This is a genomic window from Rhodococcus sp. NPDC003382, from assembly GCF_053589135.1.
In genome coordinates, this window is sequence record NZ_JBSFRH010000001.1 from 130,480 (window position 1) to 156,750 (window position 26,271).

General features: G+C 69.4%; 26 protein-coding genes. 20 read left to right on the forward strand and 6 right to left on the reverse strand.

The annotated features are described in order from the left end of the window. Positions 1–4 precede the first annotated feature (4 nt). The 5 genes from ACWDUD_RS00630 (at position 5) to holA (ending at position 7,512) form a co-directional block, all read left to right on the forward strand. Positions 5–1,642 carry an NADH-quinone oxidoreductase subunit M gene (locus ACWDUD_RS00630; RefSeq protein WP_450108039.1) on the forward strand — a complete coding sequence of 546 codons (1,638 nt, stop codon included), beginning with the start codon at positions 5–7 and terminating at the stop codon, positions 1,640–1,642. Beyond that, positions 1,639–3,219, forward strand: a complete 1,581-nt coding sequence (gene nuoN / locus ACWDUD_RS00635) for an NADH-quinone oxidoreductase subunit NuoN (protein ID WP_450108040.1) — start codon at positions 1,639–1,641, stop codon at positions 3,217–3,219. The genes ACWDUD_RS00630 and nuoN overlap by 4 nt, the downstream gene beginning before the upstream one ends. Before the next feature lie 113 nt (positions 3,220–3,332). Beyond that, positions 3,333–4,208: a helix-hairpin-helix domain-containing protein gene (locus tag ACWDUD_RS00640; RefSeq protein WP_450108041.1), complete on the forward strand. Its 876-nt coding sequence runs from the start codon at positions 3,333–3,335 to the stop codon at positions 4,206–4,208. Next, positions 4,205–6,553 carry a DNA internalization-related competence protein ComEC/Rec2 gene (locus ACWDUD_RS00645; RefSeq protein ID WP_450108042.1) on the forward strand — a complete coding sequence of 783 codons (2,349 nt, stop codon included), beginning with the start codon at positions 4,205–4,207 and terminating at the stop codon, positions 6,551–6,553. Before ACWDUD_RS00640 ends, ACWDUD_RS00645 begins: the two co-directional genes overlap by 4 nt. Next, positions 6,550–7,512 carry a DNA polymerase III subunit delta gene (gene holA, locus ACWDUD_RS00650; protein WP_197252191.1) on the forward strand — a complete coding sequence of 321 codons (963 nt, stop codon included), beginning with the start codon at positions 6,550–6,552 and terminating at the stop codon, positions 7,510–7,512. Before ACWDUD_RS00645 ends, holA begins: the two co-directional genes overlap by 4 nt. Positions 7,513–7,604: 92 nt before the next feature. On the opposite strand, the gene rpsT is transcribed toward holA, so the two are convergent. Then, on the reverse strand, positions 7,605–7,865 hold the full coding sequence (gene rpsT, locus ACWDUD_RS00655; RefSeq protein WP_420751961.1) for a 30S ribosomal protein S20: 261 nt from the start codon (positions 7,863–7,865) through the stop codon (positions 7,605–7,607). Positions 7,866–8,080: 215 nt separating this feature from the next. On the opposite strand from rpsT, the gene ACWDUD_RS00660 reads away from it, so the two are divergent. From ACWDUD_RS00660 to ACWDUD_RS00675, 4 genes are all read left to right on the forward strand, one after another. After that, the gene (locus ACWDUD_RS00660; protein WP_450108043.1) at positions 8,081–9,727 is read left to right on the forward strand and encodes a circularly permuted type 2 ATP-grasp protein; all 1,647 of its coding nucleotides are present in this window, start codon (positions 8,081–8,083) and stop codon (positions 9,725–9,727) included. Continuing rightward, positions 9,727–10,698 (forward strand): alpha-E domain-containing protein, encoded by a 972-nt coding sequence (locus ACWDUD_RS00665; RefSeq protein ID WP_248673314.1) that lies wholly within the window; start codon positions 9,727–9,729, stop codon positions 10,696–10,698. The genes ACWDUD_RS00660 and ACWDUD_RS00665 overlap by 1 nt, the downstream gene beginning before the upstream one ends. An 8-nt stretch (positions 10,699–10,706) precedes the next feature. Next, positions 10,707–11,537, forward strand: coding sequence for a transglutaminase family protein (locus tag ACWDUD_RS00670; protein WP_450108145.1), 831 nt, complete (start codon positions 10,707–10,709; stop codon positions 11,535–11,537). A gap of 72 nt (positions 11,538–11,609) precedes the next feature. Beyond that, positions 11,610–12,392, forward strand: a complete 783-nt coding sequence (locus tag ACWDUD_RS00675; RefSeq protein WP_197252188.1) for an aquaporin — start codon at positions 11,610–11,612, stop codon at positions 12,390–12,392. A gap of 31 nt (positions 12,393–12,423) precedes the next feature. On the opposite strand, the gene ACWDUD_RS00680 is transcribed toward ACWDUD_RS00675, so the two are convergent. Continuing rightward, on the reverse strand, positions 12,424–13,014 hold the full coding sequence (locus tag ACWDUD_RS00680; protein WP_450108044.1) for a type II toxin-antitoxin system PemK/MazF family toxin: 591 nt from the start codon (positions 13,012–13,014) through the stop codon (positions 12,424–12,426). A gap of 48 nt (positions 13,015–13,062) precedes the next feature. Beyond that, on the reverse strand, positions 13,063–13,407 hold the full coding sequence (locus tag ACWDUD_RS00685) for a hypothetical protein (RefSeq protein ID WP_450108045.1): 345 nt from the start codon (positions 13,405–13,407) through the stop codon (positions 13,063–13,065). A gap of 78 nt (positions 13,408–13,485) precedes the next feature. On the opposite strand from ACWDUD_RS00685, the gene ACWDUD_RS00690 reads away from it, so the two are divergent. Then, the gene (locus tag ACWDUD_RS00690; RefSeq protein WP_450108046.1) at positions 13,486–13,779 is read left to right on the forward strand and encodes an antibiotic biosynthesis monooxygenase family protein; all 294 of its coding nucleotides are present in this window, start codon (positions 13,486–13,488) and stop codon (positions 13,777–13,779) included. 90 nt (positions 13,780–13,869) lie between these two features. On the opposite strand, the gene ACWDUD_RS00695 is transcribed toward ACWDUD_RS00690, so the two are convergent. Further along, the gene (locus tag ACWDUD_RS00695; protein ID WP_450108047.1) at positions 13,870–14,565 is read right to left on the reverse strand and encodes an SDR family oxidoreductase; all 696 of its coding nucleotides are present in this window, start codon (positions 14,563–14,565) and stop codon (positions 13,870–13,872) included. 35 nt (positions 14,566–14,600) lie between these two features. Further along, positions 14,601–15,770 (reverse strand): thiolase family protein, encoded by a 1,170-nt coding sequence (locus tag ACWDUD_RS00700; protein WP_450108048.1) that lies wholly within the window; start codon positions 15,768–15,770, stop codon positions 14,601–14,603. A 137-nt stretch (positions 15,771–15,907) separates the two neighbouring features. On the opposite strand from ACWDUD_RS00700, the gene ACWDUD_RS00705 reads away from it, so the two are divergent. The 4 genes from ACWDUD_RS00705 to ACWDUD_RS00720 all read left to right on the forward strand — a co-directional run bounded on the left by ACWDUD_RS00705 (position 15,908) and on the right by ACWDUD_RS00720 (position 19,861). Further along, positions 15,908–16,417, forward strand: a complete 510-nt coding sequence (locus ACWDUD_RS00705) for a winged helix-turn-helix transcriptional regulator (protein ID WP_450108049.1) — start codon at positions 15,908–15,910, stop codon at positions 16,415–16,417. A 185-nt stretch (positions 16,418–16,602) separates the two neighbouring features. Further along, a complete protein-coding gene (gene lepA, locus ACWDUD_RS00710; protein ID WP_197252181.1) occupies positions 16,603–18,447 on the forward strand; it encodes a translation elongation factor 4 in 1,845 nt (614 codons plus the stop codon). A gap of 27 nt (positions 18,448–18,474) precedes the next feature. After that, a complete protein-coding gene (locus ACWDUD_RS00715) occupies positions 18,475–19,413 on the forward strand; it encodes an NAD(P)H-dependent flavin oxidoreductase (protein ID WP_248673313.1) in 939 nt (312 codons plus the stop codon). A gap of 52 nt (positions 19,414–19,465) precedes the next feature. Continuing rightward, entirely contained in the window at positions 19,466–19,861 is a 396-nt protein-coding gene (locus ACWDUD_RS00720) for an ABC transporter substrate-binding protein (protein ID WP_197252216.1), read from the forward strand. A 2-nt stretch (positions 19,862–19,863) separates the two neighbouring features. Here the strand turns inward: ACWDUD_RS00720 and ACWDUD_RS00725 are convergent, their stop codons facing one another. After that, positions 19,864–21,831, reverse strand: a complete 1,968-nt coding sequence (locus tag ACWDUD_RS00725) for a glycoside hydrolase family 15 protein (RefSeq protein WP_450108050.1) — start codon at positions 21,829–21,831, stop codon at positions 19,864–19,866. An 87-nt stretch (positions 21,832–21,918) separates the two neighbouring features. On the opposite strand from ACWDUD_RS00725, the gene ACWDUD_RS00730 reads away from it, so the two are divergent. From ACWDUD_RS00730 to ACWDUD_RS00755, 6 genes are all read left to right on the forward strand, one after another. Beyond that, on the forward strand, positions 21,919–22,140 hold the full coding sequence (locus ACWDUD_RS00730; RefSeq protein WP_197252179.1) for a hypothetical protein: 222 nt from the start codon (positions 21,919–21,921) through the stop codon (positions 22,138–22,140). A 123-nt stretch (positions 22,141–22,263) separates the two neighbouring features. Continuing rightward, a complete protein-coding gene (locus ACWDUD_RS00735; RefSeq protein ID WP_368862555.1) occupies positions 22,264–22,356 on the forward strand; it encodes an Ms4533A family Cys-rich leader peptide in 93 nt (30 codons plus the stop codon). Positions 22,357–22,535: 179 nt separating this feature from the next. After that, positions 22,536–23,564, forward strand: a complete 1,029-nt coding sequence (locus ACWDUD_RS00740) for a sulfate ABC transporter substrate-binding protein (RefSeq protein WP_197252178.1) — start codon at positions 22,536–22,538, stop codon at positions 23,562–23,564. A gap of 60 nt (positions 23,565–23,624) precedes the next feature. Further along, positions 23,625–24,449, forward strand: coding sequence for a sulfate ABC transporter permease subunit CysT (gene cysT / locus ACWDUD_RS00745; protein WP_450108146.1), 825 nt, complete (start codon positions 23,625–23,627; stop codon positions 24,447–24,449). Beyond that, complete coding sequence (gene cysW, locus ACWDUD_RS00750; RefSeq protein ID WP_450108051.1) at positions 24,446–25,255, forward strand: sulfate ABC transporter permease subunit CysW; 810 nt, start codon at positions 24,446–24,448, stop codon at positions 25,253–25,255. Before cysT ends, cysW begins: the two co-directional genes overlap by 4 nt. Continuing rightward, the gene (locus ACWDUD_RS00755) at positions 25,252–26,262 is read left to right on the forward strand and encodes a sulfate/molybdate ABC transporter ATP-binding protein (protein WP_450108052.1); all 1,011 of its coding nucleotides are present in this window, start codon (positions 25,252–25,254) and stop codon (positions 26,260–26,262) included. Before cysW ends, ACWDUD_RS00755 begins: the two co-directional genes overlap by 4 nt. Positions 26,263–26,271: the final 9 nt, after the last annotated feature.

Below are 26,271 nucleotides of genomic sequence, written 5' to 3' on the forward strand. Positions count from 1 at the left end.
TGCGATGAACCAGTTCCCGTGGCTGAGCGCGTTGTGGCTGGTGCCGGTGATCGGCGCGCTGCTCGTGTGGACGGTGCCGGCGCGCCGGCCCGACCTCGCCAAGGCCGGTGCCCTCGTCGTGTCGCTGGTGGTCGCGGTGCTCGCGATCGTCGTGGCGGTGCGGTTCGAACCCGGGGGAGCGCAGTACCAGTTCGTGGAATCGCACCGGTGGATTCCGTCTTTCGGTGCCGGATACACGCTCGGGGTCGACGGCATCGCGCTGGTGCTGGTCCTGCTCACCGCGGTGCTGGTGCCGTTGCTGCTGCTGGCCGGATGGAACGACACCCGGGACGCCGTGGTGCGGAACGGCATCGGGGGCAAGCGGCCGCACGCGTATGTCGCGCTGATCCTGGTGGTCGAGGCGATGGTGCTGCTGGCCTTCACAGCACTCGACATCCTGCTGTTCTACGTGTTCTTCGAGGCGATGCTCATCCCGATGTACTTCCTCATCGGCGGGTTCGGCCGGGCGCAGGACCGGGCCGCCCGCTCCGCGGCGGCGGTGAAGTTCCTGCTCTACAACCTGTTCGGCGGCCTCATGATGCTCGCCGCGGTCATCGGTCTGTACATCCTGACCGTCGACCAGGGGGTGGGGACGTTCGACTTCCGGGAGGTCGTCGCGCTGGCGACGGCCGGTGAACTCGATGCCTCCCCGGGGCTGCTGAACGCGCTGTTCCTCGGATTCATGTTCGCGTTCGCGGTCAAGGCACCGCTGTGGCCGTTCCACAGCTGGCTGCCCGGCGCCGCCGTCGAAGCGACACCGGCGAACGCCGTGCTGATGATGGCGATCGTCGACAAGGTCGGCACGTTCGCGATGATCCGGTACTGCCTGCAGCTGTTTCCCGAGGCGTCGGCGACGTTCGCGCCGCTGATCGTCACCCTGTCGGTGATCGGCATCCTGTACGGCGCGATCGCCGCCATCGGGCAGACGGACGTGATGCGGCTGATCGCCTACACGTCGATCTCGCACTTCGGGTTCATCGTGCTGGGCATCTTCGCGATGACCAGCCAATCCCAGACCGGATCGACGCTGTACATGGTCAACCACGGGCTCTCGACCGCGGCGTTGTTCCTCATCGCGGGATTCCTCGTCTCCCGCAGGGGTTCTCGCCTGATCGCCTCGTTCGGAGGGGTCCGCAATGTCGCCCCGATCGCGGCCGGCACGTTCCTCGTCGCCGGTCTGGCGACGCTGTCGCTGCCCGGGCTCGCCCCGTTCATCAGCGAATTCCTGGTCCTGATCGGCACATTCCCGCGCTACGGCGTCGCCGCGGTGTTCGCCACCGGCGCGCTCGTGCTTTCCGCGATCTACGTGCTGTGGCTGTACCAGCGGATGATGACCGGTCCGCTCGCCTCCGGCAACGAGGAGGTCCGCGACCTGGTGCCGCGCGAACTGGTCGTCGTCGCACCGCTCGTCGCGCTGCTCATCGTGCTCGGCCTGTTCCCGAAACCCGCGCTCGATGTGATCGACCCGGCCGTGAACCACACGATGACCACGATCGGGCAGACCGACCCGGCGCCCACCGTGCCCGGTCCGGTGCTGACCGGGGCGGTGGTGGGCGCCGATCCGGAAACCGATACGCCCGAGCAGGGAGGTGAATCCGAGTGAACGAGATCAGCGCTCCGTCGATCGAATACGGTCTGCTCTCGCCGATGCTCATCGTGCTCGGTGTCGCGGTCGCGGGGGTGCTCGTCGAGGCATTCGTGCCCCGCCGGGTCCGGCACACGACGCAGTTCGTGCTCGCGATCGCCGGTCTCGTCGCAGCCTTCGTTGCGGTCGTCTCGCTCGCCGGAACCAGCAGTTCGGCGGTGCTCGGCGCGGTCGTGATCGACGGCCCGGCCCTGTTCCTGCAGGGCGCGATCCTGCTGACCTCGATCCTCGCGGTCGGATTGATCGCGCAACGCCGTGTGGCAGTGGCGGAGGCGGTCGGGGCCGAGACGGTCACGGCCGGGGCCCGGTTCGCCGTCGACGATTTCGCGCCGCAACCGGCCGTGCCGCCGGGAAGCGCCGCCGAGCGCGCGGCGGCAGGCCAGGGAATCACCACGTCCGAGGTGTTCCCGCTCGCGATGTTCGCGGTCGGAGGGATGCTGCTGTTTCCCGCATCCGACGACCTGCTCAGCATGTTCGTGGCCCTCGAGGTGCTGTCGCTGCCGCTGTACCTGCTGTGCGGCCTCGCGCGGCACCGGCGCCTGCTCTCGCAGGAAGCGGCGCTGAAATACTTTCTCCTCGGCGCCTTCTCGTCGGCGTTCTTCCTCTACGGCATGGCCATGTTGTACGGGTACGCGGGCACGGTGCGGTTGTCCGGGATCGCGGCGGCCGTCGCCGGCGGGTCCGGCGACGACACCCTGGCCCTGATCGGTGTGGCGCTGCTGGCGGTCGGGTTGCTGTTCAAAGTCGGTGCGGTGCCGTTCCAGTCGTGGATCCCCGACGTCTATCAGGGCGCCCCCACCTCGGTCACCGCGTTCATGGCGTCGGCGACGAAGATCGCGGCCTTCGGGGCGCTGCTGCGGGTGTTCTACGTCGCGGTGCCCGGGCTGAGCGCGAACTGGCAGCCGGTGCTCGGGGCCGTCGCCGTCCTGACGATGGTGGCCGCGTCGGTGATCGCGGTGACCCAGCGCGACGTCAAGAGAATGCTCGCGTACTCGTCCGTCGCTCACGTCGGTTTCGTTCTCACCGGCCTGGTCGCGGCCAACCACGCCGGCGTCGCGTCGACGATGTTCTATCTGCTCGCCTACGGGATCAGCACCGTCGGGGCGTTCGCGATCGTCGGGCTCGTCCGCGACCGCACCGGGGAAGCCGGCGACCTGTCCGCGTGGGCAGGGCTGGGCCGTCGATCCCCGGTCGCCGCAGCGGCATTCGCCCTGTTCCTGCTCGCGTTCGCCGGGATCCCGCTGACCAGTGGTTTCGTCAGCAAGTTCGCGGTGTTCGGTGCCGCGATCGAGGGCGGGGCCGCGCCGCTCGTCGTCGTCGGTGTCGTCTGCAGTGCGATCGCCGCCTACTTCTATGTGCGGGTCATCGTGCTGATGTTCTTCACCGAACCCGGCGACGACGCGGTGACGGTCGTCGCACCGGGTGCGGTGACCGCGACGGTTGTGGCGGTGTCCGCGCTGGTGACCGTCGTGCTCGGGATCGCGCCGCAGCCGGTGCTGGATCTCGCGGACCGGGCGGCTGTGTTCTTCCAGTGACACCGTTCTTCTGGTGACGTTGGGTTGTCCACAGGCGCCGGATTCATCCACAGATTCGCCGGATCCGGCGTCGGCGGGTCTCGCGCCGATCCCCGGATGGTTACCGTCGCGGCATGGGGAGCGGCGACGAGGGGGAACGGGTCCGGTCCCGGCTGGACGCGATCGCCCGTGCCGCCGGTGACTACGGGGCCGACGGTGATTACAGGGCTGCCGGGGACAGGGCTGCCGGTGACGATGGGGAAGAGTCACCGGTCGGTGAGCCGGAACCGCTGCGGCTGATCGACCGATTGCGCGCGGCACGCTGGCAGACGGGCAACGGCGGGACCGCGGCGCTCGGCGTGGTCGGCATCGTCGCGGCACTCGTCGCGTTCGTCGTGGTGTGGCGTGATCAGCCTGTGCCGCAAGCGGTTCCACCGCTGCCTTCGGTGTCGACCGCGTCCGACCCGCTACTTTCCGCGCCGAGCGGCGCGGCAGCGGCGCCGGACACGGTCGAGCTCGAAGAACTCGTAGTCAGCGTCGTCGGGTTGGTCGCCGCACCGGGCCTCGTGACGTTGGCACCCGGTACGCGGGTCGCGGATGCGCTGACTGCCGCCGGGGGAGCGTTGCCGGGCGCCGACCTTACGGGCATCAATCTGGCGCAGCGCCTCGCCGACGGCGACCAGCTCGTCGTCGGTGCCGCGCCGCCGGATCCGCCGCCTCCCGCGAGCAGCGTGTCGAGCGCCGGAACCGGTGCGGGATCACGAGCCTCGGCATCGGGAGGTGCGGCATCGGGAGGCGCGGCATCGGGAGGTGCGGCGGGACCGGTGAATCTGAACACCGCCGACGAAGCGGCGCTCGACGCGTTGCCCGGAGTGGGTCCGGTGACCGCCGCGGCCATCATCGCCTGGCGCGACGAGAACGGGCCGTTCACGGATGTCGAGCAACTCGGCGAGGTCGACGGCATCGGCCCGGCCCGGCTCGCGCGACTGCGCACGCTGGTCACGGTGTGAACAGCGACCGGATCGCTACGCGGCTCGATGCCCGGCTCGTTCCGTGCGCGGCCGCGGCATGGGCCGTCACGCTGCTCGGTCTGTACGCGGGCAGCCGGGCGGCCCTGGCCGGCACCGTGATCGCCGTGCTGCTCGCCGGGGTTGCCGCATTCGCCCGCGCACGCAGATCGAGACGGGTCCGCGTGGTCGCGGGACCGCTCCTGGCAGCGTTGCTGATCGGCGCCGGCTACGGCGTCGCCGTCGGGGTGCGTGCCGCAGCCGCCGAGACGCATCCGCTCGCGACCGCGGCGCCGCGCGGAGCGCGCGTCACCGCCGAGGTGGTGGTCGACGACGATCCGAAAGCGGTGCGGCAGAACGCTTTCGGTGGGGAGCCGCAGGTGCGGATCCCGGCGTCGTTGCGGTCCGCGCAGATCGGACGCGAGCGCGTCGACGCGGGCGGCTCGGTCGTCCTGTTCGCGGCGGCCGAAACCTGGTCGGAACTGGTTCCGGGACAACGCATCACGGTGCGCGGCACGCTCGCCGTCGCGGACGGGCCGGGACTCGTGGCCGCGCTGCTGCGGGCCCAGGGACCACCGCGCGCGGTCGCGCCGCCGCCGCTGCATCAGCGGTGGGCCGCGACCGTCCGGGAAGGGCTCGCGTCCGCGGCGCAGGCCGTGCTGTCACCCGATGCCGCCGGGCTGCTGCCGGGACTGATCGTCGGGGACACCTCGAACCTGCCGGACGACGTGCGCGAGGAGTTCCGGGTCGCGGGTCTGACCCATCTGACCGCGGTGTCCGGGGCGAACGTGAGCATCGTGCTCGGCGCGGTGCTGCTGCTCGTGCGGGCACTCGGAATCGGACCGCGCACGGGTACCGTCCTCGCCGCCCTGGCACTCGTCGCGTTCGTCGTCGTGGTGCGGCCGTCACCGAGCGTGCTGCGCGCCGCCGCGATGGGATCGGTCGCGCTGCTCGCACTGGTGGTGGGACGACGCAGGCAGGCGATGCCGGCGCTCGCCGCGTCGATCGGGATGTTGCTGATCGTCGCACCGGAGCTCGCAGCCGACGCCGGTTTCGCGCTGTCGGTCGTCGCGACGGCCGGACTGATCGCGGTGGCGCCGGGATGGGTGACGCGCATGCGGGCCCGCGGCATCCCGCGGGCCCTCGCCGAGGTGTGTGCGGTGTCCGCGGCGGCGTTCGTCGTCACCGCCCCGATCGTCGCGGCCCTGTCCGGCTCGGTGAGCGTGGTGGCGGTCGTCGCGAATGTGCTGGTGGCGCCGGTGCTTCCGCCGCTCACCGTGCTCGGGTCCCTGGTCGTCCTGTGCGGCGCGGTGTGGTCGCCGGGGGCGGAACTGCTCGCGCGCGGCGCCGCCCCGATGCTGTGGTGGCTGCTCGAAGTGGCCGACCGCGCGGCCGCGTTGCCCACCGCCGAACTGACGGTGCCGGCGGGTGCGGCCGGTGCCGTGACCGTCGGTGCGGCGATCGTGTGCGGTTGGGTGGTGGCACGGCACCGCCGGCTGAGGAGGATCGTCGCGGTCGCGGCACTGGCCGCGGCGGCCGTGTGTGTGCCGGTGTGGATCGGCCGGCCGGGCTGGCCCGGGACGGGGTGGGTGCTCGTCGCGTGCGATGTGGGACAGGGTGACAGTTTCGTGCTGTCCACCGGCGACGGCGGCGCGATCGTCGTGGACACCGGACCGGATGCGACGGCCGTGGACCGGTGCCTGCGCCGGCTGCGGGTGACCCGCATCCCGATGCTGTTGATCACCCATCTGCATGCCGATCACGTCGGCGGTCTCGGCGGTGTGCTCGCGGATCGGTCGGTGGCGGTCGTCGTCACGGGTCCGGGCGCGACCTCGCGCCCCGGCGGTGCCGACCTGGTCGCGACCGCGCGGCGGTTCTCGGTGCCGACCCGGGAAATCCATCGGGGTGAGGTGTTCACGATCGGGACGATCACCCTCCGGGTGCTCGGCGACGGTCCGGGCGGTGGTGAGGAGAACGACCGGTCGCTGGTCGCGCGGGCCGATACCCCGATCGGGTCGGTGCTGCTGACCGGCGATGCCGAAGCGGGTGCGCAGGAGGCACTCCTGCGCTCGGGCGCCGAGGTTCGGGCCGACGTGCTCAAGGTTCCGCATCACGGTTCACGGACGTCGTCGTCGCGGTTCCTCGCGGAGGTGCGTCCCCGCGTCGCGTTGGTCGGGGTCGGACGCGACAACCCGTTCGGGCACCCGCACCCGGAGATTCTGTCGAGTCTGCAGGAACTGGGCACACGGGTACTGACCACCGACGTGCTGGGGGACATCGCGGTGGTACGGGCCGGGTCCGGGGCCCTTGCCGTCGTGTCCGACCATCGTGGCACGATCGGTCCGTGAGCGCGACGCAACTGCACCTGGTCCTGGGCGACGAAGAACTGCTCGTCGAACGCGCGGTCGCCGGGATCGTCGCCGGAGTACGCGAAACCAGCGGCGCGGGCGCCCAGTTGCCGGTGTCCCGGCTGCGCGCGGGCGATGCCGGTGCCGCCGAACTCGCGGAACTGCTGAGTCCGTCGCTGTTCGCCGAGGACCGCGTGGTGGTGCTCGAAGCCGCCGCCGAGGCCGGCAAGGACGCGGTCGCGTTGATCCTCGACGCGGCGGCCGCGCCACCCGAGGGCGTCACGCTGGTGATCCTGCACAGCGGCGGCGGCCGGGCCAAGGCGATGGTGGGGTCGCTGCAGAAGTGCGGCGCCGAGGTCCACGAATGCGCGAAGGTCACCAAGGCGAGCGAACGTGTCGACTTCGTGCGCGCCGAGTTCCGGGCCGCCGGGGTGCGCGTGGCGCCCGACGTCGTGCAGATGGTGATCGACGCGGTGGGCTCGGATCTGCGGGAACTCGCCGCCGCGTGCAGCCAGTTGTGCGCGGACACCGGCGGGAAGGTCGACGTGACCGCGGTGAACCGGTACTACTCCGGCAAGGCGGAGGTCACCGGGTTCGAGGTGGCCGAGAAGGCCGTCGCGGGGGACACGGCCGGCGCGCTCGAGGCGTTGCGCTGGGCGATGCACCGCGGTGTCGCGCACGTGCTGCTGGCCGACGCGCTGGCCGACGCGGTGCACACCATCGCGCGGGTCGGGTCCGCCGGGCGCGGTGATCCGTTCAAGATGGCGTCGGATCTGGGTATGCCGCCGTGGAAGGTGAAGAAGGCGCAGGCGCAGGCCCGCGCGTGGAATCCGGACTCGGTCGCGTCCGGACTGGCGATCGTGGCGGCCCTCAACGGTGAGGTCAAGGGCATCGCCGCCGACGCCGACTACGCGGTCGAGCGTGCGGTCCGGCGGATCGCCGCCCTGGCCGGCCGCTGATCACCGCTCCCGGTTCGGTCCGGGGTCCGGACGACGAAAGACCGCCCTCACGGAGAGGGCGGTCTTGTCGGAGCCAGAGCTTGCGTTCTACCTCAGAGCTGGTTGGCAACCTTCGCCAGAGCCGACTTCTTGTTGGCGGCCTGGTTCGGGTGGATGACACCCTTGCTGGCGGCCTTGTCGAGCTTGCGGCTGGTGGAGACGAGGAGCTCGGTGGCCTTGTCCTTGTCGCCGGCGGCCGCGGCCTCGCGGAAGGAACGGATCGCCGTGCGCAGCGAGGACTTGACCGACTGGTTGCGGAGTCGGTTGCGCTCGTTGGTGCGGATCCGCTTCACCTGGGACTTGATGTTGGCCACGCGTAAAATCCTGTCGTTTTGCTGGGTAGCTGGTCGGAAAGCTCTGGGTGCACCAAAGCGCACCGACGTACGACGATACCAGCGGGCCGCCGCAATGCCAAAAAGCGGTCGCGTTCGGGGCCCGAATATTTCGTTCCCGTTCCAAATGTTTCGCGGGCGTGACAAGTTTGTTTCCGATTCCGCACCCGGGCCGGACGTGTACGAACATTTCGGACATGAGCCGCCGCAACTCCACCCTCGACGCTGCCGGAACCGGGAAACGACGTCGATCGACGACCACCGACGTCTTCGACGGCTACCCGGACGCGGCCGCCGCCGGAGCGGCGTACGACGAGATGTTCGACGCGGACGGCCGTGTGCGAGCCCCGTACCGGCGCCTCGCGAAGATCCTCGAAGCGAAGGGACCGGAGGACCTCACCGCCCGCACCGAGGCGCTCGGCCGGGCGTTCACCGACCAGGGTGTGACCTTCTCCCTGTCCGGGCAGGAACGACCGTTCCCGCTCGACCTCGTGCCGCGGGTGATCGCCGCCGCAGAATGGACCAAGATCGAGCGAGGCGTCACCCAGCGGGTGCGGGCGCTCGAGATGTTCCTCCACGACGTGTACGGCGAGCAGCACATCCTCCGCGACCGCGTCGTGCCCAAACGGCTGGTGACCTCGTGTGAGCACTTCCACCGCGAAGCGGCCGGCATCGTGCCGCCGAACGGGGTGCGCATCCACGTCGCCGGGATCGACCTCATCCGCGACGAGACCGGCACCTTCCGGGTCCTCGAGGACAACCTGCGATCCCCGTCGGGCGTGTCCTACGTCATGGAGAACCGTCGCGCGATGGCCCGGGTCGCTCCCGACCTGTTCCTCGAACACAGGGTCCGGCCCGTCGGCGAGTACGCGCTGCGCCTGCTGCGCGCACTGCGTGCCGCCGCGGCCCCCAACGCCGCCGACCCCACCGTCGTGGTGCTCACCCCCGGTGTCGCGAACTCCGCCTACTTCGAACACTCCCTCCTCGCCCGGCAGATGGGTGTCGAACTCGTCGAGGGCCGCGACCTGTTCTGCCGCGACAACATCGTCTACATGCGCACCACCGAAGGTGAGCGGCAGGTCGACGTCGTCTACCGCCGCATCGACGACGACTTCCTCGACCCGATGCAGTTCCGGCCCGACTCGGTGCTCGGTGTCGCCGGCATCCTCAATGCCGCCCGCGCGGGCAACGTCGTCATCTCGAGCGCTGTCGGCAACGGTGTCGGCGACGACAAGCTGATCTACACCTATGTGCCGGACATCATCGACTACTACCTCGGCGAGAAGCCGCTGCTCCCGAACGTCGACACCCTGCGGTGCTGGCTGGACGAGGAGCGTGAGGAGGTCCTCGACCGCATCGACGAACTGGTGATCAAACCGGTCGAGGGCTCCGGCGGCTACGGCATCGTGTTCGGCCCCGATGCCTCCGCCGCGGAACTGAAGACCATGGCCCGCAAGATCCGGGCCGACCCGCGCAGCTGGATCGCGCAGCCAGTCGTGCAGCTGTCGACCGTCCCCACCCGGGCAGGCGAGGCGCTCGCGCCGCGGCACGTGGACCTGCGGCCCTTCGCGGTCAACGACGGTGAGGACGTGTGGGTGCTGCCGGGCGGCCTGACCCGGGTCGCGCTGCCCGAAGGGTCGCTGGTGGTCAACTCCAGCCAGGGCGGCGGCAGCAAGGACACGTGGGTGCTCGCGCCCCGCAGCTCGGGCGAGGAGAGCGAACTCGGTGGCGACCGGGTCGTCGCGGAACCGTTGCAGGTCGGATCCGTCGATCGCGGACCGGAACTGAGCGACACCCAGCAGCAACAACAACAGCAGCAACAGCAGAACGGGAGGGGGCATTGATGCTGGCGCGCAACGCGGAATCGCTGTTCTGGATCGGCCGCTACGTCGAGCGGGCCGACGACACGGCCCGGATCATGGACGTCGCGGTCCACCAGCTTCTCGAGGACTCGACGGTCGATCCCGACAAGACGTGCCGCCGGCTGCTGCGTGTTCTCGGGTTCGACGAGCCTGCCGGTGCCCTGGACGTGCAGTCCGTCGTCGACCTCGTGGCGTTCGGACGCGACGGCGGCACGTCGATCGCGTCGACGATCGCCGCCGCACGGGAAAACGCCCGCGGCGCGCGCGAGGTCACGTCCACGGAGATGTGGCAGTGCCTCAACACCACCTACAACGGTCTCGCCGAACGTGAACGCGCGTCGAAACGCCTCGGCCCGCACGAGTTCTTCCGCTACATCGAGGAACGTGCCGCGATGTTCGCGGGCCTGGCCGACAGCACTCTGTGCCGCGACGACGGCTACCGATTCCTGCTGCTGGGCCGGTCCATCGAACGCGTCGACATGACCGTGCGCCTGCTGCTGTCGCGGGCCGGCGACCGTCCGACCTCCCCGACCTGGGCGACGGTGCTGCGTTCGGCGGGCGGGCACGACACCTACCTGCGCACCTATCGGGGGGCGCTCGACGCGGGCCGCATCGTCGAGTTCATGCTGCTCGACCGGCTGTTCCCGCGCTCGGTATTCAGCGCGATCCAGGAGGCCGAACGCTGCCTGGCCGAACTCGACTCCTCCGACAACCGGCTCGGAGCCGGGAACGCGGCGCAGCGCCTGCTCGGGCGGGCCCGCAGCGAACTCGAATTCCTCGAGCCGGGGGTGCTCGTGGAGGAACTCGCCGAGCGTCTGCTGATGCTGCAGGACATGTGCCGGCAGGTCGGTGACGCGATTGCGCGTCAGTTCTTCCACTCCGCCCCTTGGGTGGCGTGGATCGATGCGAGGGCCGTGGAACTCGACCGCGTGCCGGTGGAAGGAGAACTGTGAGCTGGCGGATGCGCGTGGTGCACACCACGGGATACGGCTACGACGGGCCGGTGACCTCGTCGTACAACGAGGCTCGTCTCACGCCGCGGTCGGACGGCCGGCAGACGGTGATCCTGTCCCGCGTCGACACCACACCGGCGACACGGGCCTACCGCTACACCGACTACTGGGGCAGCGGGGTCACCGCCTTCGACCTGCACGCCCCGCACACCTCGCTCGACGTCACGGGCCTGTCCGTCGTCGAAACCGAGGTGTCGGGACCGCCCGAGACCGTGGTCGATTGGGACGAACTGCGTTCGGAACCGATCCGCGATCGGTTCGACGAACTGCTGGTGCCGACGGTGTTCGTGCCCGCGGACAAGAACCTCGCCAAGGTCGCGCGCGGCCTGGCCCGCGGACTCGACCCGGTCTCGGCGGTGTTCGCCGCCGCGCAGTGGGTGCACGAGGAGATGAACTACGTGCCGGGCTCGACCGGGGTGCACACCTCGGCCGTCGAGGCGTACGCGGACCGCAGCGGCGTGTGCCAGGACTATGCGCACCTGACGCTGTTGTTGCTGCGCGCCATGGACATTCCCGCGCGGTACGTTTCGGGATACCTGCATCCGCAGGTCGACGCCGAGATCGGGGTGACCGCCGCAGGAGAGTCCCACGCGTGGATCGAGGCGTGGACCGGGGCGTGGTGGGGTTACGACCCGACCAACCTGTCGTTCATCGGTGAACAGCACGTTTCGGTCGGGGTAGGACGGGATTACGCGGACGTGCCGCCGCTCAAGGGCATCTACACCGGCGGCGGCGCCACGGCGCACGAGGTTGTTGTCGAGGTCACCCGGCTTGCGTAATGTGCCGGACGCAGGGGGAAGTCGAACCGACTCGGATCGGCCCCACGGGGCCGCGAACCTCTAGGTGGTCCCATGACGTCCCAACACGAGACAGCCCAGGAATACGTCGAGACGGAACCGTTCTCGGACGTCAAGAAGTTCGTGGCGGAAGGAATCGGCACGTTCGTGCTGGTGTTCTCCGCCGTCGGCACGGCGGTGTTCGCCGGGGCGAAGGTCGGCAATCTCGGTGTCGCGCTGGCATTCGGCCTCACGCTGCTGTTCCTCGTCTACACGATCGGCCCGATCTCGGGCTGCCACGTCAATCCCGCAGTCACCGTGGGCCAGTTGATCGTCGGCCACATCACCGCGGCGCGTGCCGTCGGCTACTGGGTCGCGCAGTTCATCGGCGGTCTGCTCGCCGGTGTGGTGATCTACACGATCGCGCAGTCGCTTCCGTCCTACGACCGCACCGTGGACGGTCTCGGTGCCAACGGCTGGGGTGCGCACAGTCCGTCGGCGATCACCGGCCCGCTCGGTGGGGTGCTGGAGGAGGGTTACGGCCTCGGCGCCACGATCCTGATCGAGGTGCTGCTCACCGCGCTGCTGGTGTTCGTGGTGCTTTCGGCCACCGATCAGGTGTCGGACGTGCTCATGGCCGGTGTCGCGATCGGCTTCACCCTCGCGGTGATCCACCTGATCGCGATCCCGATCGACAACACCTCGGTCAACCCGGCGCGCAGCCTCGCGGTCGCGCCCTACCAGGTCGGTGCGCTCGGCCAGTTGTGGGTGTTCATCGTGTTCCCGCTGATCGGCGGTGCGCTGGGCGCGCTGGTCTACCGGCTGCTGTTCGGCAACACCCGCGGCCTGCGCGCGTAACGCGCGACCGCTGTCTCGCTGCGCTCCGGCTTCACTGCCAGCCGAAGTCGGAGCGCAGGCGGGTGGCGACCGCGTCGAACCGCCTGCGGTCCAGGATCGCGCCTTCGCGCCGGATGCCTTCCTCCGGGACATCGAGAACCCGGTCGAGCCGAACCCAGCTCGGCCGGTTCTCGGCGTCCCAGGCGCCCGGGCCCAGCGCGAGCCAGTCGCGGTGCCCGTCGCGGTCGCTGTTCGACGAGAGCATCAGACCGAGCAGCGTCGAGCCGTTGCGGCCGACGACGAGAACGGGCCGGTCCTTGCCCTGGCTCGCGTCCTCCTCGTAGGCGACCCACGTCCACACGATCTCACCGGGATCGGCGCGACCGTCGAGGTCGGGCGCATAGTCGATGCGCCGCGCCCGGTGCGCGGTGGGTGCGCTGTGCGAGGTCACCGGCCGGCCGGGTGTGGGGGCGGGCCGACGGGTCTGCGCCGAGCCGCCGAGTGCGGTGCGTGCTCTGCCCTCGGCCACGATGCGGGCCTTGTCCAAGGCACCGGATCGCTGCAGTTGCTCGAGCAGCCGAGGACCCTGCTCGACCGCCAGCTTGCCCAGTTGCTTTCCGAGTTTCTTCCACGTACCAGCCACGGTCGCCGAGCTTAGCGGCGCCGCGGCGGCAGCGTCCGTGGCGGCAGGTCAACGGCCCTTACGGCGCGTACGGGCCTCGAGGATGCCGATGATGGCGTCGGCGAGGGGGCCGTCCTGGCCGGCGACGGCCTGCTCGAGGTCCTCGATCATGGCGGCCGTGACTCGGGTCTGTTTGAGGTGTTGGCCGGCGACGAATTCGTGGGTCATGAGTTGGGTGTCGAGGTCGTCGATCTTGGCGAGGAGCTGGTCGAGCTCGGCGACGGTGATCTCGACGGTGCCGAACTCGGCAAGCTCCCCGAGACCGGCTTCGGTGGCGCGCTGGGCCGCGAGGTCGCGGCGGGCGCGCAGGCCGGCGAGGAGGCGGTCGAAGGCGGGGGTGTCGTCGCTGTACACGGCCTCGAGCGTAGGGCCCGGAGCGGGCCGACGGTCGTTGCACACGCCCGGCGCGGTCGGGAGCACTACGCTGCGCAGGTGATTCTCGAACACGCACCGCTGCAGGTGAAACCGGGCATGTCCACCGAGTTCGAAGCAGCCTTCGCTCAGGCCCGGCAGATCATCGCTCGGATGCCCGGCTTCCGCCGGCTGAGCCTGTCCCGCTGCATCGAACGGCCCGGCGCCTACCTGCTGCTCGTCGAATGGGACACCCTCGAGGACCACACCGAGGGATTTCGCGGATCGGCGGACTACCAGCAGTGGCGTCGGCTGCTGCACCACTTCTACGACCCGTTCCCGACCGTCGAACACTACGAGCAGGTCGACGCCTGACACAGACGTGCCCGTCATGACGGTTGGTGTATCGGAATACCGGTACACCAACCGTCGTTTCGGGCGGTATCGACCGAACCGGACGGCTCGTCAGGCGCGGCTCGGGACCCGGCCGGTGGTGGCGGTCGAGAGCACTGCCCTGAACCCGGTCGTCACCTCGTCGGCGAGCGCCTCGTCCACGCCGTCCTCGAGAGCGTCGAGGATGCGGGAGACGACGACGGCGGGGTCGGACTTGGGGACGTCGAGGTGCGCGATCATCGGGGTGTCGGTGTAGGCGAGATGAGCGCCGACCACCTGGGTTCCCTGTCCCGCCAACTCGAGCCGCAGCGTGTTCGTCAGACCCCAGAACGCGGCCTTGGACGGGCTGTACGCCCCGGGCGCCGCCAGCCAGCTCAGCACCGAGTGCACGTCGATCACGGCGCCGCCGCCGCGCCGCGCCAGGGTGGGCGCGACGGCGCGGACGAGTTCGAGCGGCCCGAAGACATTGGTCTCGAACGTGGCCCGGATCTCGTCGATCGGGGAGGTGAGCAGCGAGGGTGCACCGGTGATCCCCGCGTTGTTCACGACCACATCCACATCGGTCGCCGCGGCGGCCGCCGCCCGGATCGAATCGGGGTCGGTGACGTCGAGGTAGATCGGGACGACGCGTTCGTCGTGCCAGTCGTGATCGCGCCGCGCTGCGGCGTACACGCGGTGAGCTCCGCGAGCGAGGAACTGGCGGACGAACTCCCGGCCCAGCCCTCCGGTTGCGCCCGTAACGAGCACGGTGCGTCCTTGGATGTTCATGATTCGTTCCTTCGGTGGGTCGGTAGTTTCGGTGGTCACAGCCGTTCGATGACGGTGGCGTTCGCCAATCCTCCGGCCTCGCACATCGTCTGGAGTCCGAAGCGACCGCCGCGCTCATGCAGTGCGTGAATCAGCGTGGTCGTCAGGCGGGCGCCGCTGGCCCCGAGCGGGTGCCCGAGCGCGATGGCACCGCCGTGGACGTTCACCTTGTTCAGGTCTGCGCCGGTCTCCTGAGCCCAGGCGAGCACCACCGACGCGAACGCCTCGTTGACCTCGAACAGGTCGATGTCGTCGAGGGTCAGTCCGGCGCGCGCCAGCACCTTGCGGGTGGCGGGAACGACGGCGGTCAGCATCAGCAGCGGGTCGTCCCCGGCGACCGCGACGCTGTGCACCCGGGCGAGCGGCGTCAGCCCGAGCTGTGCGGCCCGCTCGCTCGTGGTGACCAGCAGCGCCGCGCTGCCGTCGGTGACCTGACTGGCGTTGGCGGCCGTCACGTTCCACTCGATCCGCGGGAACCTGCGCGCCATCGCCTCGTCGAAGTAGGCGGGACGCAACCCGGCCAGGGTTTCCAGGGTGCTGCCGACGCGGATGCCTTCGTCGGTGCGAACCTCGCCGACGGGGCTGATCTCCGCGTCGAACAGACCGTTCTTCGTGGCGGTCGCCGCCCTCGCGTGGCTGCCGAGCGCGAACTCGTCCATCTGCGTGCGGGAGATGCCCCAGCGCGCGGCGATCAGCTCGGCGCTGATGCCCTGGGGCACCAGGCCGTCGGGGTAGCGTTCGGCGAACGCGACGCCGCTCGGATCGGTCGTCCCGAGCATGCTCGATCCCATCGGCACCCGGCTCATCGACTCGACCCCGGCCGCAACGGCGATGTCGTATGCGCCGGCGATCACTCCCTGTGCCGCGAAGTGCAACGCCTGCTGGCTGCTGCCGCACTGCCGGTCGACGGTGGTGGCCGGCACCGATTCCGGATACCCGGCGGCGAGTGCCGCGCGCCGGGTGACGTTGGCGCCCTGCTCGCCGACGGTGCTGACGACGCCGCCGATCACGTCGTCGATCAGGTTCGGGTCGACGCCGCTGCGGTCGACGACGGCGCGGAGGCTGTGGGCCATCAGGTCCACGGGGTGCACGTCGTGCAGCGCACCGGTTTCCCGGCCCCGGCCCAGGGGACTGCGGACGGCCTCGACGATCACTGCGTCTCTCATCGGAGTCCTTCTCGTTCGTGAGCGCCGGGTCGGATCCCGGACGCTCGGTCTGCTGACTGCAACCATCTAGCTATGCAAAACCATACCCAGCAACGACGGATCTGACTATAGCGGCCGAAAGTCAGTATTCTGAGGGCATGGCGATGAAGCTCGAAGGACCCCTCGCGGACCGGTCGGCGTGGGAAACCGGTGAGCACTGCTCGATCAGCCGCGCGATGCGGATCGTCGGAACCCGATCCGCGATGCTGCTACTGCGGGAGGCGTACTACGGCACCACCCGGTTCGACGACTTCGCGCAGCGGGTGGGCATCACCGAGGCCGTCGCCTCGGCGCGGCTGAAGGAACTCGTCGAAGCCGGATTGCTCGCCAAGAGCCCGTACCGGGAACCGGGGCAGCGCACGCGCTACGAATACGTGCTCACCGACATGGGCCGTGATCTGCTGCCCGCAGTGCTCGCGCTCATGCAGTGGGGCGACAAGTATCTGCACGACGACGGCGGACCGCTGCAGCTCGTCGAGGACGCCACGAGCGCGCCGGTCCGGGTGCAGATCCGCAGCGAGGACGGCCACGAGGTCGGGCTCGACGATCTGCGCGTGCGCATCAACCGCCACGGCAAACGGGACGCCCCGAAGCCGTCTGCGTCCTGAGCGAAGTACCGAGCAGAGTCTCGGGCGGACCCCGCCGCGACCCTGGATGTGCCTGCCGAGCGGGGTCCGGGGGATGATGGGAAGGCGCGGATCGTGGCTGATGCGATCCTGTAGCGGGACGAGAACGGGACCGGTCGCGACGACCCGGTCGGTGTCGGTGTGCGAGTGAGACGAGGGAACAAGGCTTGAGCAGCAACTTTGCGGAAAAGACGTTCACGGATCCGTCGAAGATCCGGAACTTCTGCATCATCGCGCACATCGACCACGGCAAATCCACCCTCGCCGACCGGATGCTGCAGCTCACCGGTGTCGTCGAGGAACGCGCGATGCGCGCGCAGTACCTCGACCGGATGGACATCGAGCGCGAACGCGGCATCACCATCAAGGCACAGAACGTGCGGCTGCCCTGGAAGGTCGGCGACGAAGAGTACGTCATGCACCTGATCGACACGCCCGGGCACGTCGACTTCACCTACGAGGTGTCCCGCGCGCTCGAAGCCTGTGAGGGCGCGGTGCTGCTCGTCGACGCGGCGCAGGGCATCGAGGCACAGACCCTCGCGAACCTCTACCTCGCGCTCGACAAGGACCTGACGATCATCCCGGTCCTCAACAAGATCGACCTGCCCGCCGCCGATCCCGACCGCTACGCCGCGGAGATCGCCAACATCATCGGCTGCGAACCCGACGACGTGCTGCGCGTGTCCGGCAAGACCGGTGTGGGTGTGGCGGAACTGCTCGACGAGGTGATCCGGCAGGTCCCGCCGCCCGTCGGGGACCCGGACGCGCCGGCCCGCGCCATGATCTTCGACTCGGTGTACGACACCTACCGCGGTGTCGTCACGTACGTTCGTGTCGTCGACGGCAAGATCGTGCCGCGCGAGAAGATCAAGATGATGTCGACCGGTGCGACCCACGAACTGCTGGAGGTCGGCATCGTCTCGCCCGAACCGAAGGCGACGGCCGGTCTCGGCGTCGGCGAGGTGGGCTACCTCATCACCGGCGTGAAGGACGTGCGCCAGTCGAAGGTCGGCGACACCGTGACGACCGCGCGCAACGGCGCGACCGAACCGCTCACCGGCTACCGCGAGCCGCGCCCGATGGTCTACTCGGGTCTGTACCCGGTGGACGGCTCCGACTACCCGGACCTGCGCGATGCCCTCGACAAGCTGCAGCTCAACGACGCGGCGCTGACCTACGAGCCGGAGACCTCCGTCGCGCTCGGCTTCGGCTTCCGCTGCGGCTTCCTCGGCCTGCTGCACATGGAGATCACCCGCGAACGGCTCGAGCGTGAGTTCGGCCTCGACCTCATCTCGACGGCACCGAACGTCGTGTACCGCGTCGTCCTCGAGGGCGGCCAGGAGCACATCGTCACCAACCCGTCCTACTGGCCCGAGGGCAAGGCCCGCGAGATCTACGAGCCGATCGTCAAATGCACGATCATCGCGCCGAGCGAGTTCATCGGCTCGATCATGGAGCTGTGCCAGAGCCGCCGCGGCGAGCTCGGCGGCATGGACTACCTGTCCGAGACCCGCGTCGAGCTGCGCTACACGCTGCCGATGGCCGAGATCATCTTCGACTTCTTCGACTCGCTCAAGTCCCGGACCCGCGGCTACGCGAGCCTCGACTACGAGGAGGCCGGCGAGCAGCAGGCCGCGCTGGTGAAGGTCGACATCCTGCTGCAGGGCGAGGCTGTCGACGCGTTCAGCGCGATCGTGCACAAGGACGCCGCGGCCGCATACGGCAACAAGATGACCACGAAGCTCAAGGAGCTCATCCCGCGCCAGCAGTTCGAGGTGCCGGTGCAGGCCGCGATCGGATCGAAGATCATCGCGCGCGAGAACATCCGCGCCATCCGCAAGGACGTGCTCGCCAAGTGCTACGGCGGCGACATCAGCCGTAAGCGCAAGCTGCTCGAGAAGCAGAAGGAAGGCAAGAAGCGCATGAAGACGATCGGTCGCGTCGACGTGCCGCAGGAAGCGTTCGTCGCGGCGCTGTCGTCGGAGGCTTCGTCCGACAAGCCCAAGAAGTAGGCGCCACTCCACCGGAAGGATCCCGCCGTGCTCGACACCTGGCTCACCCGTGAACTGGGAATCACCGTTCCGCTCGTCGGGGCGCCGATGGTGGGGCGGGCCGGTGGGGCCCTCGCCGGGGCGGTCACCCGCGCCGGCGGCATCGGCCTGATCGGCGCGGCCCGCTTCCACACCGCCGAGTGGCTCGAGGCCGAGGCACAGACGGCACGGGAGATCGGTGGGGGACTGCTCGGGTTCGGCCTGATGACCTGGGCCCTGGCCGACGACGCCACGCTCCTCGGTACGGTGCTCGACCTGCGGCCGCGGGTGGTGTCGCTGTCGTTCGGCGATCCCGCGCCCTACGTGCAACGCGTGCACGACGCAGGGGCACTGGCCATCTCGCAGATCAACTCGATCGACGATCTGCGGGTCGTCGAGGCGGCGGGAGTCGACGCGGTCGTCGCGCAGGGCCACGAGGCGGGCGGACACACCGGCCGGGTCGGCACGCTGCCGCTGCTGCAGGAGGTTCTCGAGTCGACGTCGCTGCCGGTGCTCGCGGCGGGCGGGATCGCATCGGGCCGCGGTCTGGCGGCGGTGCTCGCGGCCGGCGCCGAGGGAGCGTACGTCGGTACGGCCCTGCTGGCGAGCCCGGAGACCGTCGGGCCGGCCTATGCCCGGCAGAAGTTGGTCGACGCCGGCAGTGGCGACACCGTCTACACCGACATCTTCGACAAGGCGCGGCACATGCCGTGGCCGGAGCGGTGGGGCGGGCGTGCGCTCACCAACGACTTCACCGCGAACTGGCACGGTCGCGGCGTGGACGAGCAGACCCTCGCCGACGCGTACGTCGCCGACGATCCAAACGTCGGGGTCGTGTACGCGGGAGAGGCGGCCGGTCTCGTTCGGGAGCAGAGGCCGGCCGGGGACGTCGTCCGGGATATCGCGACGCAGGCGGAGGCGCTGCTCGCCCGGTTCGGCAAGCAATAACCGCATCCGCGCTATGTAAGCGCTATGTAAGGTAGCCTTCACCGCCGAGCAGATCGCTTCGCTGCAACCCGATCTCGTACTCGGATCGTGGCTCGTCGATCCCGAGACGGATTTCGACACGCTGTCCGCCGTCGCGCCGACGGTCGCGCCGCTCGGCGACACCGGTGTCGACCGCTGGGACGAGCAGGTCCGCGTGCTCGGCGAGATCCTCGGGCGCAGCGACGACGCGGAGAAGATCATCTCCGATCGTGAGGCCGAGATCGCGGAGGCCGCACTGCCGGGGCTCGCGGGCCGGACCGGAGTGCTGTCCCAGTATGTGGTCGGGCAGGGACAGTTCGCCGTCGTCGACTACCCGACCGTCGCCGCGTTCAACACGCCCTCGTCGCTGTCCATCGGCTACGCGCTCGACACGATCCGGCCGCAGCTCGAGGCGATCGCCGGCGTCTGAGATCAGGACGGGTGGAGATGGGCGGGGTGGAACGCGCCGGTCTGGATCTGCTCCTCCGCGCGGATGACGTGCACCACCGCGTTGATCTGGGCCAGGTGGGTGAACGCCTGCGGGAAGTTGCCCAGGTGACGGCCGGTGTGCGGATCGATCTCCTCGGCATAGAGTTCGAGCGGGCTGGCGAAGCCGAGCAACCGCTCGCACAACGCGCGGGCCCGCTCCACCTCGCCGATCTCGACCAGTGCCGACACCAGCCAGAACGAACAGATCGTGAAGGTGCCCTCCTCGCCGGCAAGACCGTCGTCGGTGGTCTCGACCCGGTAGCGCAGCACCAGGCCGTGTTCGGTGAGTTCGTCGGCGATGGCGAGCACCGTCGCGCGGACCCGCGGATCGTCGGCAGGCAGGAACCGTAGCAGTGGAATCAGCAGCGCCGACGCATCCAGAGACGGATGCCCGTACCGCTGGGTGAACACCCCGCGTTCGTCGACGCCGTGCGCGAGGACGTCGGCCTTGATCTCGTCGGCCATCTTCTGCCACTGCATCGCGTAGCTCTTCTCGCCCTGCATCACAGCGAGTTTCGCGCCGCGGTCGAGGGCGACCCAGCACATCACCTTCGACGAGACGAAGTGCTGGGGTTCGCCGCGTACCTCCCAGATTCCGCGGTCGGGTTCCCGCCAGTGTTTCAACGCCTCCTCGACCTGGAGTTTCAGCAACGGCCACAGCGAATCGGGTACGTGCTCACGGGATTTGACGTGGAGGTAGACCGAATCGAGCATGGTGCCCCAGATATCGTGCTGCGACTGGTGGTAGGCGCCGTTGCCGATCCGCACCGGCCTGGCCTCGTCGTAGCCGCACATATGGTTGAGTTCGGATTCCTCGAGGGTACGTTCCCCGCCGACCCCGTACATCACCTGGAGCGGACGGGGAACGCCGTGCTGGTCACGGCTCGCGTCGGAGATGAACGAGAAGAAGTCGTCGGCCTCCCGGTCGAGTCCCAGCGTGTACAGGCCCCACAGAGCGAACGTCGAATCACGCACCCACGCGTAGCGGTAGTCCCAGTTGCGTTCACCGCCGGGAGTTTCCGGCAGCGAGGTGGTCGACGCCGCGAGCAGTGCCCCGGTCGGCGCGTAGGTCAGGCCCTTCAACGTCAGCGCACTGCGCTGCAGATAGCTGCGCCACGGATGATCCGGGAATCGGCCCGTGGTGATCCACTCGCGCCAGAAGTCTGCGGTGGCAGCCATTTTCGCGGCCGCCTCCGCGAACGTCTTCGGAGCCGGGTGGTCGGACCACGACAGGGCCACGAACACACTGTCACCCTTGTACATCCGGGTGCGAGCGCGCGCCTCACGTCCTTCGAGACCCAGGCGCATATCGGTCGTCAGGCGAAGTTCCGGATGCGAACCGGCCGTTTCCGGCCGGCAGCGCGCGGTCGCCTCCTCGTACACCTTGCCGGTGTACTCCCACATCGTGGACTCCCGGTTGTAGTCGAACGCAGGCTCGCAGCTCATCTCGAACTCCACGGTGCCGCTCACGCAGCGGATCGTGCGCAGCAACACGTGCTCGGCATCCCAGTCCGGCGGCGTCCGGCGATGCGTGTGCGACCGGTCGTCGACCGCGTGCCACGGACCCATCACCAGCGCGTCGCGTACCACGATCCAGCCGGTCTCGGTCTGCCAGGTGGTCTCGAGAATCAGCCCACCGGGAAGGTAGCGGCGCGCTGCGGGCACGGTGTGTCCGTGCGGGCCGATCCGGAAATGCCCCGCGCTGCGGTCGAGGATCGAACCGAACACGCTCGGCGAATCCGGCCGGGGCAGGCACATCCACTCGACGGCGCCGTTGCGGGCGACCAGGCAGGTCGTCTCGCAGTCCGACAGGAACGCGTAGTCGTCGATCGGCGGATACGGGCTCCGGTGGAGTATCGGCGGCGGCCGGTCGTCGGGATCGGGGTCGTCGAAGTCGATCGTGGCTCCCATCACACAATTCTCGGTCCGGCGCGCTCCGCCTGCACGGGGAACGGCCGAGGATTCGGTGGTCGTGGACCCGCCGTCTAAGGTGGGTGCGTGGACCGGGTGGCATCGTGGTGGGACGGATTCGAGCTGTGGCTCGCCGGACTGTCCTTCGTGCCGCAGGCCGCATTGGTACTGCTCGTGATGGTGCCGCTGTGCGCCGGCGCGGCCTGGCTGCTCGACCGCGTTCTCGCAGGGGTGTTCGCGGCCGTCGGACGCCGCGAACACGATGTGCCCGTCCCCGCCACGACCGAACCGACGACGAAGGACCGCTGACATGCCGCGCTCACGCGTGACCCTGGCGCTGATCGCGCTGCTCGCCATCGTCGTCGTCGCCTGGTTTCTCACCCGCTGACCGCGCGGTCGGGCATGATCGGCGGCTCTGCTAGAGTCTCCGGCGTGTCCGTAACCACACTGCCCCGCGTGCGCCACGAGCTGGCGCTGATCGCTGTCGGCAGCTTGTCGGTTGCCGACGTCAGCTGTTGTCGCTGATCGATCCTTCCCGACCCGCGGCATTGCCGCACCGGCTTCCGGGCAATCTCGATCGATCTTCCGTGTGCCGATCCCCGGTATCCGCCGGACGCCTCGGGCAGTGCGCACGGAGCCTTCCGGTGCCGATTTCTGCGGGTCACCACCTCCGTACACCGCTCCTGTAGGAAGGCCCCTGTTCCATGAAGAAACGTTCTGCCCTCGTGTTCGCGGCCCTCGCGGCAGCCACCGCGACCGCGCTGTCCGCTTGCGCGGGCGGCGCGAGCGACACCGTCGGTGAGGACAGCGTGGCGGACGGCTCCGGCGGCACCGTCAACCTGTACGCCTACGCGGTCCCGAAGCCCGGCTTCGACCTGATCATCCCCGCATTCAACGCCACCGAAGAGGGCGAGGGCGTTGCCTTCCAGCAGTCCTACGGCGCCTCCGGCGACCAGTCGCGCAAGGTCAAGGACGGTGCGGCCGCCGACTTCGTCAACTTCTCCGTCGAACCCGACATCACCCGCCTCGTCGACGCGGGTCTCGTCGACGCGGACTGGAACACCGGTGCCTACAACGGCATTCCCTTCGGCTCCGTCGTGACGATCGTGGTCCGCGAGGGCAACCCGAAGAACATCCAGGACTGGGACGACCTGCTCCAGCCGGGTCTCGAGGTCGTGACCCCCAATCCGTTCAGCTCGGGATCGGCCAAGTGGAACCTGCTCGCGCCGTACGCCGCGAAGAGCGAGGGCGGGGCCAACCCCCAGGCCGGCCTGGACTTCGTCAACCAGCTCGTGACCGAGCACGTCAAGATCCAGCCGAAGTCCGGCCGCGAAGCGACCGAGGCGTTCCTGCAGGGCTCCGGTGACGTTCTGCTCAGCTACGAGAACGAGGCCCTGTTCGCCGAACGCAACGGGGACCCCGTCGAGCACGTCACCCCGCCGGTCACGTTCAAGATCGAGAACCCGGCCGCGGTGCTGACGAACTCCCCGAACGCGGACAAGGCCCAGGCGTTCAACGACTACCTGTACACCACCGAGGCGCAGCGCCTGTGGGCGCAGGCCGGATTCCGTCCGGTCGACCCGGCCGTCGCCGAGGAGTTCGCGGCCGACTTCCCGCAGCCGCAGAAGCTGTGGACCATCGCAGACCTCGGCGGCTGGTCTGCCGTCGACGCCGACCTGTTCAAGCAGGGCACCGGCTCGATCGCCGTGATCTACGACAACGCCACGAAGTAGGCCCGTTCCGTGAGTACCACCGAGACACGCCCCGGGGCGGGAGCAGCAGCTCCCGCCCCGGTGGCGCGCCGCCGGAAGCCGCTGTTCGCCTTCACCGGAGCGGTCGGCCCACTCGGCATCGGCGTGGCCACCCTGTGGCTGAGCATCATCGTCCTGCTGCCGCTCGCGGCGCTGACCACCCACGCGTTCGCCGACGGGGTGTCCGGCTTCGTCGAGGCCGTCACCGCCCCGGCCGCGCTGGCCACGCTGCGGATCACCGTCGTCGTGTCGGTGATCGTCGCGCTGATCAACGCGGTGATGGGAACCCTCATCGCCTGGGTGCTGGTGCGCGACGAGTTCCCGGGCAAGAAGGTCGTCAACGCGCTTATCGACCTGCCGTTCGCGCTGCCCACGATCGTCGCCAGCATCGTGCTGCTGTCGCTGTACGGGCCGATGAGCCCGATCGGCCTGCACCTGAACGCAACCCAGCCCGGTCTGATCATCGCGCTCGCATTCGTGACGCTGCCGTTCGTGGTCCGGGCCGTGCAACCGGTGCTGCTCGAAACCGATCGGGAGGTCGAGGAGGCGGCGGCGTCGCTCGGTGCCGACAACTTCACCATCTTCCGTTCCGTCGTCCTGCCGACCCTCGGGCCCGCCGTCCTCGGCGGTGCCGGTCTCGCATTCGCCCGCGCCATCGGCGAATACGGCTCGATCGTGCTCATCGGCGGCAACATCCCGTACAAGACGCAGATGGCGTCGCAGTACATCCAGCAGCAGATCGAGATCGACCGGCCGGTCAACGCCGCCGCCGTGTCGGTCGCTCTGCTGTTCATCGCGTTCGTCGCGCTGTTCGTGCTGCGGGTCGTCGCGAACCGCGGCCGGCGCCGAGAGGAGAACGACGCGTGAAACTCTCCGCGTTCACCCGGATCTCCCTGCGCACCGTCGCGCTGGGTTACCTCTTCTTCCTGTTGCTCGTGCCGATCGGCGTCATCCTGTACCGCACGTTCGAGAACGGCATCACGGCGTTCGTCGAGTCGATCAGCACGCCGGCCGCGATCTCGGCACTGAACCTGTCGCTGCTCATCGTCGCGATCGTGGTGCCCCTCAACGTCGTCTTCGGCATCGTCGTCGCGCTCGCGCTCGTGCGCGGCCGCTTCCCGGGCCGCGGTCTGCTGCAGTCGGTCGTGGACCTGCCGTTCGCGGTGTCACCGATCGTGGTCGGTGTCGCCCTGATCATGTTGTGGGGCGCCGGCGGCTGGTTCGGCGGCCTCGAGTCCCTCGGATTCAAGGTGATCTTCGGCCTGCCCGGCATGGTGATCGCCACGATCTTCGTGACGTTGCCGTTCGTGGTGCGGGAGGTCGAACCGGTCCTGCACGAGATCGGCGAGGAACAGGAACAGGCCGCCGCCACCCTCGGTGCGAACGCGTGGCAGACGTTCCGGCGGATCACGCTGCCGGCCATCCGCTGGGGCCTGACCTACGGCATCGTGCTCACCGTCGCCCGCGCACTCGGCGAATTCGGTGCGGTCATCATGGTGTCGTCCGGGTTCCCCGGTGTCTCCCAGACGTTGACGCTGCTGGTGCACGCCCGGTACATCGATGACCACAACACCTTCGGTGCCTACAGTGCCGCGACCCTGCTCATGGCCATCGCCGTGCTCGTGCTGCTGCTGATGACCCTGCTCGACCGCAAGAGGAGTGCCGACAAATGATCACCGTCACCGGGGCCCGCAAGAACTACGGGGATTTCGCGGCGCTCGACAACGTCGACATCGAGATTCCCTCCGGTTCGCTGACCGCGCTGCTCGGCCCGTCCGGCTCCGGCAAGTCGACGTTGCTGCGGTCGATCGCGGGTCTCGAGACCCTCGACTCCGGCACCGTGCACATCGCGGGCAAGGACGTCACCGACGTGACGCCGCAGAAGCGCGACATCGGGTTCGTGTTCCAGCACTACGCCGCGTTCAAGCACATGACCGTGCGGGAGAACGTCGCGTTCGGCCTGAAGATCCGCAAGCGCCCGAAGGCCGAGATCGACAAGAAGGTGGGGGAGCTGCTCGAGATCGTCGGGCTCGACGGATTCCAGCAGCGCTACCCGGCGCAGCTGTCCGGTGGTCAGCGTCAGCGCATGGCCCTGGCCCGCGCGCTCGCCGTCGACCCGCAGGTGCTGCTGCTCGACGAGCCGTTCGGCGCGCTGGACGCGAAGGTCCGCGCCGATCTGCGCACCTGGCTGCGCCGGCTGCACGACGAGGTGCACGTGACGACCGTGCTGGTCACCCACGACCAGGAGGAAGCGCTCGACATCGCCGACCGGATCGCGGTCCTCAACCGGGGCCGGATCGAGCAGATCGGGACGCCCGAGGATCTCTACGATCGCCCCGACAACGACTTCGTGATGTCGTTCCTCGGCAACGTCTCCAAGCTCAACGGGCAGCTGGTGCGGCCGCACGACATCCGGCTCGGTCGCACCCCGGAGCTCGCCGAGGCTCGCAGCGAGGGCACCGCAGAGTCGCTGGGCATCACCCGCGCGACCGTCGAACGGGTCGTGCACCTCGGATTCGAGGTGCGGGTGGAGCTGCACAACGAAGCCACCGGCGAATCGTTCACCGCGCAGGTCACGCGCGGCGACGCACAGGCCCTGGGCCTGCGTGCGGGCGAGACCGTCTACGCCCGCGCCACCCGGCCGCCCGCCCTCGACGAGGTCGTGGTGACCGGCGTCTGACGATCGCCG